Annotated in this window: 13 protein-coding genes; 4 read left to right on the top strand and 9 right to left on the bottom strand. The window is 72.7% G+C overall.

The genetic code is table 11. The features are described from left to right. The 3 genes from C2865_RS38005 to C2865_RS37995 form a co-directional block, all read right to left on the bottom strand. A partial coding sequence (locus C2865_RS38005; protein WP_408608352.1) for an ABC transporter permease occupies window positions 1-506 on the bottom strand: 506 nt, incomplete at its 3' end. A 482-nt stretch (window positions 507-988) separates the two neighbouring features. Continuing rightward, window positions 989-1,411: a hypothetical protein gene (locus C2865_RS38000; protein WP_106403634.1), complete on the bottom strand. Its 423-nt coding sequence runs from the start codon at window positions 1,409-1,411 to the stop codon at window positions 989-991. Between the two features lie 112 nt (window positions 1,412-1,523). Further along, entirely contained in the window at window positions 1,524-2,177 is a 654-nt protein-coding gene (locus C2865_RS37995) for an HAD family hydrolase (protein WP_106403624.1), read from the bottom strand. 83 nt (window positions 2,178-2,260) lie between these two features. On the opposite strand from C2865_RS37995, the gene C2865_RS37990 reads away from it, so the two are divergent. From C2865_RS37990 to mshC, 3 genes are all read left to right on the top strand, one after another. Next, window positions 2,261-2,716: a universal stress protein gene (locus C2865_RS37990; protein ID WP_106403623.1), complete on the top strand. Its 456-nt coding sequence runs from the start codon at window positions 2,261-2,263 to the stop codon at window positions 2,714-2,716. A 178-nt stretch (window positions 2,717-2,894) separates the two neighbouring features. After that, window positions 2,895-3,749, top strand: a complete 855-nt coding sequence (locus C2865_RS37985; protein ID WP_106403622.1) for a PAC2 family protein — start codon at window positions 2,895-2,897, stop codon at window positions 3,747-3,749. A 244-nt stretch (window positions 3,750-3,993) separates the two neighbouring features. Beyond that, window positions 3,994-5,223 (top strand): cysteine--1-D-myo-inosityl 2-amino-2-deoxy-alpha-D-glucopyranoside ligase, encoded by a 1,230-nt coding sequence (gene mshC, locus C2865_RS37980; RefSeq protein WP_106403621.1) that lies wholly within the window; start codon window positions 3,994-3,996, stop codon window positions 5,221-5,223. Here mshC and C2865_RS37975 read toward each other — a convergent pair. The 4 genes from C2865_RS37975 to C2865_RS37960 are packed head-to-tail and all read right to left on the bottom strand — an operon-like array spanning window position 5,220 to window position 7,989. Next, complete coding sequence (locus C2865_RS37975) at window positions 5,220-5,993, bottom strand: NRDE family protein (protein ID WP_106403620.1); 774 nt, start codon at window positions 5,991-5,993, stop codon at window positions 5,220-5,222. The two genes, mshC and C2865_RS37975, sit on opposite strands and share 4 nt — an antisense overlap. Window positions 5,994-6,025: 32 nt before the next feature. Further along, window positions 6,026-6,754: an SCO1664 family protein gene (locus C2865_RS37970; protein WP_106403619.1), complete on the bottom strand. Its 729-nt coding sequence runs from the start codon at window positions 6,752-6,754 to the stop codon at window positions 6,026-6,028. Continuing rightward, window positions 6,751-7,308 (bottom strand): DUF3090 domain-containing protein, encoded by a 558-nt coding sequence (locus C2865_RS37965; protein ID WP_106403618.1) that lies wholly within the window; start codon window positions 7,306-7,308, stop codon window positions 6,751-6,753. Before C2865_RS37965 ends, C2865_RS37970 begins: the two co-directional genes overlap by 4 nt. A 9-nt stretch (window positions 7,309-7,317) precedes the next feature. Beyond that, window positions 7,318-7,989: an MSMEG_4193 family putative phosphomutase gene (locus C2865_RS37960; protein ID WP_106403617.1), complete on the bottom strand. Its 672-nt coding sequence runs from the start codon at window positions 7,987-7,989 to the stop codon at window positions 7,318-7,320. 31 nt (window positions 7,990-8,020) lie between these two features. Here C2865_RS37960 and C2865_RS37955 point away from each other — a divergent pair, with 31 nt between their 5' ends. Beyond that, a complete protein-coding gene (locus C2865_RS37955; protein ID WP_106403616.1) occupies window positions 8,021-8,989 on the top strand; it encodes a magnesium and cobalt transport protein CorA in 969 nt (322 codons plus the stop codon). Window positions 8,990-9,049: 60 nt separating this feature from the next. On the opposite strand, the gene C2865_RS37950 is transcribed toward C2865_RS37955, so the two are convergent. Both C2865_RS37950 and C2865_RS37945 read right to left on the bottom strand, forming a co-directional pair. Further along, window positions 9,050-9,910, bottom strand: coding sequence for an SDR family oxidoreductase (locus tag C2865_RS37950; protein WP_106403615.1), 861 nt, complete (start codon window positions 9,908-9,910; stop codon window positions 9,050-9,052). A gap of 65 nt (window positions 9,911-9,975) precedes the next feature. Then, window positions 9,976-10,545, bottom strand: coding sequence for a hypothetical protein (locus tag C2865_RS37945; protein ID WP_157964093.1), 570 nt, complete (start codon window positions 10,543-10,545; stop codon window positions 9,976-9,978). Between the last annotated feature and the right edge of the window lie 94 nt (window positions 10,546-10,639).

The following is a 10,639-nucleotide window of genomic DNA, read 5'->3' as shown; positions in this document are numbered from 1 at the left end:
AGCAGCAACGGGAACGCCAGGAACACGTCCATCGCCCGGCTGATCACCGTGTCGACCCAGCCGCCGAAGTAACCGGCCAGCACGCCCATGACGGTGCCGATCAGCACCGACAGCAGCGTCGCCAGGAACGCCACCAGCAGCGAGATGCGGGCGCCGGAGACGATCCGCGAGAGCATGTCGCGGCCGGTGTTGGGCTCCACCCCCAGCAGGTGGTCCCAGCTGATGCCCGAGTGCAGCCAGCCGCTCTTGGGGCGCTGGAACGTCGGGTCGATCAGCTGCTGGTTGTACAGGGTGGGGTCCTGCAGGAAGAACGGGCCGAAGAGCGCGGCCGCGATCAGCAGGACGATGACCACCCCGCCGGCCAGCGCCGCCTTGTCCCGCTTGAGGCGGAGCCAGGCGATCTGCCCCAGGGATCGCCCCTGGACGGCCTTGCCGGGGACCCCCTGCAGGACGTCCTCCGGATGGGCCTCGACCTCGCCCTTCGACACCTCGATGGGCGCGGTCACGCGGCCTCCCTAAGCTCGCTCACGCACGTTCCTCTCCTGCCATCGCCACCCGCCGCCGCAGCGCCGTGGTGTACGTGCCCCTTGTATCCGCGTCGTGGTCGACGACAAGGCGCTCGAAGCAGCCCTCTTAACAGAAAGTTACCGTCTGATGACGTATTCCGAACTCTTCCCCGCCCCACGGAAGAACTTCCGTTACAAAGGCCGAATCCGGACACACCGCAAGAGAGTATCCACGCAGCCGGATAGGGCTTTGTTCCCGGAAGCCATGATCACGGAAAGATTTACATTTTCGAGTCATACGTGTGATCTGATCACCCGACGGGGGGTACGGGCGCTGAAGGATATTCGTACCGACGGGTAGCTCCGTCCGGATGCCGGAACGATCCAACGTGTCCTTAATCACATTGCGGACAGCACGAAGGCCCGCCCCCGTTCGGGGGCGGGCCTTCGTCCGTCCGCTCGGGGGCACCGCCCCCGGACGCTCAGATCCCGCGGCGGCGCAGGATCTCCTCGATCTCCTTCATGTCGTCGTCCATCCCGTCTCCCACGGACTGCCCGCCGCGCGGTGCCGGGGCGGCGGCGGGCCGCCCGCCGGCCTCCACCCGGCGCGGACCCGGCTCCCCGGCCCGCGGACCCCCGGTCCGCGAGCGCAGCTTCACCCCGGAGACCACGTAGAGGACGCCGGCCAGGCCCAGCACCGCCACACCCGCCCAGCGGGCCGGGTTGAGCGCCAGCGAGGCCAGGAACCCGGTCAGCCCGGTCAGGTAGAACCCCAGCGGCACCAGCGACCAGGCCGCGCCGCGCAGCCCCGAGGCCGCACCGCGGCTCCGGGCGAACCGCCAGCTGGCCAGCAGCCCCAGGACGGTGACCGCGAGGCTGGCGGTGAACAACAGGACATCACTCATCTTCACTCCCCAGTGCGCGCTCCTTCCATCGTCACACGCGGGAGCAAGCGGCTCCTCCTCCCCCGGGAGGGTTGTGCCCCCCATCTCTGCGGGGGGCCGCCCCCTACGGAGGTCAGGGGCCGACGATCAGGGAGCGCAGCCGCTCGACGGTCAGCCCCTCCATCGAGGGCAGCACCGTCCGGGTCGGCGCGTGCTCGACCGGCACCACGCACGGGATCGCCACCACCGCGCAGCCCGCGGCCTCCGCGGCCTTCACCCCCGTCAGCGAGTCCTCCAGCGCCACGCACCGCGCCGGGTCGGCGCCCAGCAGCCGCGCCGCCTTCAGATAGGGCTCGGGGTGCGGCTTGGTGTACTCCACCTCGTCCCCGGCGACGGTCAGCGTGAAGTGGTGGCGGCCCAGCGCGTCGATCGCCACGTCGGCCAGCGACCGGACCGTCGAGGTCACCAGCGCGATCGGGACGCCCTCCGCGGCCGCCTCGGTCAGCAGCTCCTTGGCCCCCGGCATGACGGCCAGCTCCGTCGGCAGCCGCTCGGCCATCAGCCCCAGCAGGCGCTCGGCGACCGCCTCGCGCGGCACGCTCGAGCCCGCGAGCGCCAGCATGTAGTCGACGGTCGACCACAGCGCCCCGCCCACGACGGCGTTCTGGTGCTCGACGTCCCACGGGCCGCCGAGCCATTGCATGACCTCGTGCTCCACCGCCAGCCAGACCGGCTCGGAGTTGATGAGGGTGCCGTCGAGGTCGAAGAGGATCGCTTGGAGGGTCACGGGTAGTGAGGATATGGCGGAACCTTGACGGGCGCAGTAGCGTTCCCCGGACAGAGACTACCGACTGGTAAGGAGCACCCCCCATGACGTACCGGTCCATCCTCGTGGGCACCGACGGTTCGGCTTCCTCCTTCCTCGCCGTGGATCGTGCGGCCTCCCTCGCCGGGGCCACCGGCGCGGTGCTGGTGCTGGCCTCGGCCTACCACCCGATGCCCGAGAAGGAGCGGACGACCGCAGCCGACCAGCTGGGTGATCTGGCCTACAAGGTGCAGGGCGCCACCCCCGCCGAGGACGTGCTGCGCGCCGCCCGGGAACGGGCCGTGTCCGCGGGCGCCAAGGAGGTCGAGACGGTCGCGGTGGAAGGAGACGCCGTGGACGCGCTGGCCACGATCGCGCGCCGCCGCCAGGTCGACCTGGTCGTGGTCGGCAACCGGGGTCTGAACAGCCTGGCCGGGCGGCTGCTCGGCTCGGTGCCGGCGAACCTCTCCCACAAGTCGCCGTGCGACGTCCTCATCGTCCACACCACCGACGGCAGGTAGTTTCGGTCCCGCGAAGCCGGGAAAATCCCCGTGAAACAAGCGGGGATCACCCGAAACGTCGACATCCCTCCCCGGCCCGCCCCGGGGCGGGATGCCCGGTCGAAGGGACGGGGACGGGCCGCCAGGACATAGGCTGGAGTCGGCCCCGACGTGTCGTCACCCCCGGTAAGGAGGCCGCGTGCTCGAACTGGAATCCGTGCCGGAGCTCGACCGCCCGGTGCTGGTCGCCGCGTTCGAAGGCTGGAACGACGCGGGCGAGGCGGCCAGCGGGGTGATCGACCACCTCGCGGAGAGCTGGGGCGCGCGCCAGATCGCCGAACTCGACCCCGACGACTACTACGACTTCCAGGTGACCCGCCCCTCGGTCCGGCTGGCCGGGGACGGGGACCGGCGCGAGATCGTCTGGCCCACCACGCGGATCTTCACGGCCCGCCTGGAGTCCGGCCGCGACGTGGTCCTGCTGCACGGCATCGAGCCGAACATGCGCTGGCGCGCGTTCTGCCGCGAGATCACCGACTACCTCGTCCGCCTGGGCGTGCAGAGCGCGGTGCTGCTGGGCGCCCTGCTGGCCGACTCGCCGCACACCCGCCCCGTCCCGGTCAGCGGCAGCGCCGCCGACCTCGGCCTGGGCGAGACGCTGGCCCTGGAGCCCTCCCGCTACGAGGGCCCCACCGGCATACTGGGCGTGCTGCAGGACGGCTGCGACGGGCTGGGCATCACCACCGTCTCGTTGTGGGCGCAGGTGCCCCACTACGTCTCCTCCCCTCCCTCGCCCAAGGCCACCCTGGCGCTGCTGCGCCGGGTGGAGGACATCCTGGACGTGACGGTGCCGCTGGGCGAGCTGCCCGAGCAGTCCCGCGCCTGGGAGGAGGGCGTCAACGAGCTCGCCGAGCAGGACACCGAGGTCGCCGACTACGTGCGCACCCTGGAGGAGCAGAAGGACGCCGCGGAGCTGCCCGAGGCCTCCGGCGAGTCCATCGCCCGGGAGTTCGAGCGCTACCTGCGCCGCCGCGGCATGGAACCCCCCGTCTGAGCCACCCGGGATCACCCGGATCATCAGCCCGTCGGCCACCGGCGGCACGCGCTGATCCATGCGCACCGCCGCACGCGTCAGCGCGCGTCGGCCGCCGGCGGCTGCGCGAGCACACTGCCCTTCGTGCGGACCACCAGCCCGTCGGCCACCGGCGGCACGCACTGATCCGTGCGGGCCGGCGGCGCGCGTCGGCCACCGGGAGCGTGGGCGAGCATGCGTCTATTCGTGTGGATAAGCTGCCTTCATGCGTTCCTGGTCTGCTCCCGAGGTCCCCCGGCTCCCCGCTCTCGGCCTGCCCGGTCCGGGCCCGGCCCTGAAGCTCCACGACAGCGGCACCGGGACGGTGCAGCCGACCGCGCCCGGTCCGGTCGCCCGCATGTACGTGTGCGGCATCACGCCCTACGACGCCACGCATCTGGGGCACGCCAACACCTACCTGGCCTTCGACCTGGTGAACCGGGTGTGGCGGGACGGCGGGCACGAGGTGCACTACGTGCAGAACGCCACCGACGTCGACGACCCGCTGCTGGAACGTGCCGACGCGATCGGCGTGGACTGGCGGGACCTGGCCGAGCGCGAGATCGAGTTGTTCCGCACCGACATGGAGGCGCTGCGGATCCTGCCGCCCGCCCAGTACGTCGGCGCGGTCGAGGCCATCCCGATGATCATCGAGATGATCGCGGAGCTGAAGGCCCGGGGGCTGACCTACGAGGTGGACGGCGACCTGTACTTCCCCGCCGCCGCCGACCCCGGTTTCGGGCAGGTGAGCGGCCTGTCGCGGGCCGAGATGCTGCCGCTGTTCGCCGAGCGCGGCGGCGACCCCGACCGCGCGGGCAAGAAGGACCCGCTGGACGCCCTGCTGTGGCTGGCCGAACGGCCCGGCGAGCCGTCCTGGGACTCCCCGTTCGGCAGGGGCAGGCCCGGCTGGCACATCGAGTGCTCGGCGATCTCGCTGCGCCATCTGGGCATGGGCTTCGACGTGGAGGGCGGCGGCAGCGACCTGACCTTCCCCCACCACGAGTTCAGCGCCTCCCACGCCCAGGCCGCCACCGGGGAGAGCCCGCACGCCCAGGCGTACGTGCACGCCGGGATGGTCGCCCTGGACGGCGCGAAGATGTCCAAGTCCAAGGGCAACCTGATCTTCGTCTCCCGGTTGCGCGCCCAGGGCGCCGACCCGATGGCGGTCCGGCTGGCGCTGCTGGCCCACCACTACCGCTCCGACTGGGAGTGGACCCTGTCCCAGCTCGAGACCGCCCACGAGCGGCTGGACCGCTGGCGCGCCGCGGCCGCCCGCCCGTCCGCCCCGCCGGCCGCCGCACTGCTGGAGCAGGTGCGCGCCGCCCTGGCCGATGACCTCGACGCCCCGGCCGCCCTGGCCGCCGTCGACGCCTGGGCCGCCGCCGACGGCGACGACACCGCCGCCCCCGCGCAGACCGCCGCCATCACCGACGCCCTGCTGGGCGTGGTGCTCTAGCCCAGGACGGTCGTCCAGGCCGACGGGTCGCCCGGGCGGCCGGAGAAGTCGTAGCGCACTCCGGTCGGGCCCAGGGCGACCAGGCTGACCGAGGTGGTGGCGAAGACGCGGCCGGTGTCGGTGAGGTGGCGGTGCAGGAGGGCGCGGGGGTCGGCCGGGTCGAGGCCGTCGCCCTCGGCCAGGGGGAGCCAGTCGCCCCAGGCCTCGGCGGCGGGTCCGTCCTTGGGTTCGGGGCGGGCGGCGGCCTCCAGGCGGGGCCGGAAGTGCGCCAGGCGGGCGCGGATGCCGTCCAGGGCGGTCTGCGGGATGGCCGTGGGCCCGGGGCAGGTGGCGTCCAGGCCGGTGTTCACCACCAGGTGGACGCCCGGTTCCAGGGACCGTTCGGTGAGGTCCTGGCCGGTCCACGTCCACACCCGGACCCGGTCGGGTTCGGCGCACACCAGGTGGAACGGGTCGAGCCGGGACAGTTCGAGCCCGTCCGGCGTGCCGTGCTCGGCGGCGCGCAGCGGGAGGTCGCCGCGGGAGAGCCTGCCCTCGGCGGGCGCGTCGACGCCGCAGCCGTTGAGCACGCACGCCGCCCTCGGCGCGGCGGGGTCGACCGCCAGCCAGGTGCCTCCGGCCTGGCGGTCCCGGCCGCCCAGCAGCCCCGGGCGGTCCGGCCAGTGCGCGGCGGGCGGGTCCCAGAGCCGGTCGGCGTACTCGTCGCGTACTCCGACGAGTAGCACCGGCACCGCGGAGGAGGGGTCAAAGCTCAGCAGGCAAGTACACACTCCGCCATTTCACCAAATAAACAGAAATGCTTTTACATCGGGGGCCAGGGAACGGCAGGCCAGTCCTCCGGCGGGTAGGGGTGCACCCGGTGCTTGAGCATCAGGTCGACCCGGCGCCGGGTGGCCTCGACCTCCTCGGCGGTGATCAGCTCGGCCAGCCGCCCGGCCAGCGCGCCCTCCAGTTCGGCCCGCACCTTGGCCAGCGCCTGCAGCGCCAGCGGCTTGAGCGGCTTGCCGCGCCACTGCCAGAGCACCGTGCGCAGCTTGTACTCGGTGGAGAAGCACACCCCGTGGTCGCAGCCGTGCACGTGGCCGCCCTCCACCGGCAGCAGGTGGCCGATCTTGCGGTCGGCGTTGTTGATCACGGCGTCGAACACCGCGATCCTGCGCACCGCCGCGTCGTTGGCGCGCGACAGGCCCACGACGTCGACCGAGGGGTCGGGCTCGATCCACAACTGCACCATGCCCGGGCCCCACGGCCCGTCGCGGTGCACGGTCGGCGGCACGATCCGCCAGCCCATCGCCTGGGACACCAGGTAGGCCGCGACCTCGCGCCCGGCGAGGGTGCCGTCGGGGAAGTCCCACAGCGGGCGCTCCCCCGCCACCGGTTTGTACACGCACTTGGCCCGCAGACCCTCGAGCTCGATGTCGCAGCGGAGCGTGGCGTTGGAGGCCTGGACCAGCCGCCCTTCGACCGCCATGGCGCCGTGCGTCAGCAGCCGTTCGGCCGCGGCGGTGTCCTCCGCGAGGGACTGCGTCATATCGTCCTGAGGTGTCCGTTCTGGCGGGGGCACACATGCCCGGTGGCGTCCAGGGGGAGCCCGCACAGCGGGCAGGGCGGGCGGCCGGCGGCCACCAGCCGCAGGGCGCGGTCGGCGAACGCCCTGGCCTGGGCCGCGGTGATCGTGACCCGCAGCGTGGAGCCCTCCGGCTCCAGCTCGACGGGCTCGTCGGGGTCCAGCAGCGTGGGGTCGTTCTCGGCGGCCTCGATGATGATGCGCTCGTCCTCGGGGTCCCAGGCCAGCGCCATCGAGCCGACCCGGAACTCCTCCTCCACCGGCTGGTCGAGCGGGGAGTCGTCGTGCAGGGACTCGGGGGCGACCGCGGGGACCGGGGCGGTGCCGCCGCTGCGCCGCAGCACCTCGTCCAGCAGTTCCTCCAGGCGCTCGGCCAGCAGTCCGACCTGGAACTTCTCCAGGCCGACGCTGGTCACCCGGCTCCCGGCGCGGGCCTGCAGGTAGAAGGCGCGCTGCCCGGGGCCGCCGACGGTGCCGACGACGAACCGCTCGGGCAGGTCATAGGAGATGACGGGCATGATCCGACCCTACGCGCCGCCGCCGACCGGCGCGTCACCGTCCCCCTGGTTCACCGGCACCAAACCGCTCAGATCGCTCCCGCTGTCGTTCAGCCGCACCAGGAAGGGCCGCAGTTCGGTGTAGCGGATCACGGTCAGCGAGGCGGGGTCGACCTGGATGCGCTGGAACTGGTCGAGGTGCAGGCCCAGCGCGTCGGCCACGACCGCCTTGATGATGTCGCCGTGGGAGCAGACGGCGTAGACGGCCTCGGGGCCCAGCAGCTCGTTCCAGTCGCGCACCGCGCGCACGGCCCGCAGCTGCGCGGCGGCCAGCGGCTCCCCGTCCGGGCCGGGGAAGACGACCGAGCTGGGGTGGGCCTGCACCACCTTCCACAGCGGCTCCTCGGCGAGCTCCTTGAGCTCCCGGCCCGTCCAGTCGCCGTAGCGGACCTCGCCGAACCGCTCCTCGACGCGGAGCCCGCCGGGCGTGTCACGGGCGTCCAGGAGCGCCTGCGCGGTCTGCACGCACCGTTCCAGGGGGCTGGTGACCACCGCGTCCAGCGGCAGGCCGGCCAGCCTGGCCCCCACGTCCCGTACCTGGGCCGCGCCGCGCTCGTCCAGCGGCACTCCCGGGGTCCAGCCGGTCAGCACCGGCCCTGTCTTGGCGGTCAGGCCATGGCGGATGAACAGAACAGTGGGCACGGTTCACACTTTATGCCGGATACTGGGCGGCATGATTGTCGACTGCGCCCTCTACCGCGGCGGGTTCCGGCAGAAGGCGGACGGCGACATCCGGGAGACGCTGCGGGCGGCCAGGCAGGAGGCGGACGCGTTCCTGTGGATCGGGCTGCACGAGCCTGGCCCCGAGGAGTTCGACACCGTCCGCAAGGACCTGGGGCTGCACCCGCTGGCCATCGACGACGCCGCCTACGGGCACCAGCGCCCCAAGCTCGAGGACTACGGCGACAACATCTTCGTGGTGCTCAAGACCGCCACCTACGCCAAGCCGGCCGAGGTCGTCATCGGCGAGATCATGCTGTTCGTCGGCGCCGGCTTCGTCATCACCGTCCGGCACGGCGCGGCCAACCCGCTCGCCCCGGTGCGCCGCCGCATGGAGAGCGACCCCGACCTGCTGGCGACCGGCCCCACGGCGGTGCTGTACGCGGTGCTGGACGAGGTCGTCGGCAGCTACGACGTGGTCAACCACGACATCGAGGCCGACATCATCGCCCTGGAGAGCCGCATCTTCACCCGCAGCGGCGGTGACGCCACCGAGGACGTCTACACCCTCAAGCGGGAGATCCTGGAGTTCCGCACCGCGCAGGACCCGCTGCTGCCGGTGCTGCAGGAACTCGTCAAGGGCAGGATCCCGCTGTGCGTGCGGCACAAGGAGCGCTTCCGCGACGTGCAGGACACCCTGCTGCGCATCGACCAGCAGATCGACGCGCACAGCGAGATGGTCACCAGCGTGCTGACCGCGCACCTGGCGCTGCAGGGCAGGCAGCAGAACGAGGACATGCGCAAGATCTCCGCGTGGGCGGCCATCCTGGCGGTCCCCACGATGATCGCCGGGATCTACGGCATGAACTTCGAGCACATGCCGGAGACCGGCTGGGTGTTCGGCTACCCGCTGGCCGTGCTCTGCATGGCGGCCGCCTGCACGGTGCTGTACCGCAAGTTCAAGAAGAGCGGCTGGCTGTGAGGCCGCCCGGCCGCGCGGGGCTCTGACGGCCGCGCGGATCCGGGTCGTGAACGCGCCCGCTCAGCCCTTGCCGCGCAGGGCTCTGACGCGGGTCGCCGCCGCCGAGGCGCGGTGCATGAGGCCGACGGCGATCTTGCCGACCTGCATGCCCTCGGGCTTCGTGGGGTGCAGGATCGCGTCGGTGCCGCCGTCGGCGAACAGCACCGAGCCGACCAGGAGCGAGGAGGCGTCCGACAGCAGGAACACGATCGCCTCCGCGACCTCCTCGGGCCTGCCGGGACGGCCCAGCGCGCTGGGGTAGGCGTCGGCGAACACGCCCAGCTTCGGGTCCTTGCGCAGGCCGTCGGTCATCGGGGTGGCGATCATCCCGGGGGCGATGGCGTTGAGCCGGATGCCCGCGCCGATCCACTCCTCCTTCACGCTCTCGCCGCGCGCCCAGTAGGCCAGCGCCGCCTTGGTGGCGGGATAGGCCGCGACGGCGTCGGCGGACTCGGCGGCCCGGCGCGCGCCCTCCTCGTCGTCGCGCAGGCACGCCGCCGCCACGTCGGCGTTCCAGCCGGGCTGGCAGGTCACCGAGTTCGACGACAGCAGCACCACCGAGGAGTTCCCGGCCGCCGCCAGCTCCGCGCGCAGCCCCCGCACCAGGGCCAGCGCGCCGAAGTAGTTCACCGACACCACCAGCGCCGGGTCCACGCCGGTGAGCCCGGCGATCCCCGCGCACGGCACGACGCCGTGCACGGCGGGCGCCTTCTCGCGCACCGCGGCCACCGCCTCGGCCCTGCCCCGCGCGGTGGACAGGTCGGCGGTCACGTCCGCGTCCCGCAGGTCGACCGTGACGACCTCGTGCCCCCGCTCGCGCAGCAGCGCGGTGGTGGCCGCTCCGATGCCCGACGCCGCTCCGCTGACGACAAAGGTTCCCATCCGCCCGCCCGCCTTTTTGTTCCGGTCGCGTCCGGGCGAACTGTAACGAATTTCAGCCTCTGCCGTCAGCCCTTCGCGCCCGCCCGGCGGTAGGGGGCCAGCAGGGACGCCCACAGGCCGCTGCTGACGCCGCCGGCCTCCATCCGCGCCCTTATCCGCTCGATCGTCCCGCGCGTCGGGAGCGCCAGCGCGACCACCAGCGGATAGCCCAGGCAGAAGGACAACGCCATCGGCAGGAAGCTGTCGGCCGCCATCGACAGCGGAAGCCCCAGGAGCACCACGCCCTCGGTGAGCGCGAAGCGCAGGAACAGGGTGGCGCGGAAGGACTCCGACGCGCTCATCCGGGAGCCCGCGGCGTCGCGCGGCAGCGCCGACGGCAGCCTGCGCGCCGTGACCAGCGCGCCCGCGGCGGCGAGCGGGACGACCGCGCACGCCCACAGCGGCTGCGCGTCCACGGTGTGCGTCTCCAGCCGGACGATGTACGGCGAGAGCGCCAGCACCCCGACGGGCACGGCCAGCAGCCCCAGGAACGCCCTGCGCAACTGGGCGAGCAGGGTCGCGGTGCGCAACGACGCGAGGTATCCGGGGTCGCCCTCGGGGCCCGCCCCCGGCGAAGGATCTACGGGAACTACCACGAGCCCGAACCTTAGCCTGACACGCCCGTTTCGGACAGTGCCGGTGCGTGCGCGCACGCCGCGCCCCTCGCCGCTCCCTCCCGGAGTCCGGAAA

This window comes from Actinocorallia populi (assembly GCF_002995495.1).
Classification (GTDB): domain Bacteria; phylum Actinomycetota; class Actinomycetes; order Streptosporangiales; family Streptosporangiaceae; genus Actinocorallia; species Actinocorallia populi.
The sequence above is the reverse complement of the archived record's forward strand: the minus strand, read 5'-3'. Positions and strand labels throughout refer to the sequence as shown.

Coding starts and splice junctions, on each gene's coding strand:
- mshC (WP_106403621.1), top strand. CDS start 3,994: ATGCGTTCCTGGTCTGCTCCCGAGGTCCCCCGGCTCCCCGCTCTCGGC.
- C2865_RS37955 (WP_106403616.1), top strand. CDS start 8,021: ATGATTGTCGACTGCGCCCTCTACCGCGGCGGGTTCCGGCAGAAGGCG.
- C2865_RS37965 (WP_106403618.1), bottom strand. CDS start 7,308: ATGCCCGTCATCTCCTATGACCTGCCCGAGCGGTTCGTCGTCGGCACC.
- C2865_RS37970 (WP_106403619.1), bottom strand. CDS start 6,754: ATGACGCAGTCCCTCGCGGAGGACACCGCCGCGGCCGAACGGCTGCTG.
- C2865_RS38000 (WP_106403634.1), bottom strand. CDS start 1,411: ATGAGTGATGTCCTGTTGTTCACCGCCAGCCTCGCGGTCACCGTCCTG.
- C2865_RS37990 (WP_106403623.1), top strand. CDS start 2,261: ATGACGTACCGGTCCATCCTCGTGGGCACCGACGGTTCGGCTTCCTCC.
- C2865_RS37950 (WP_106403615.1), bottom strand. CDS start 9,910: ATGGGAACCTTTGTCGTCAGCGGAGCGGCGTCGGGCATCGGAGCGGCC.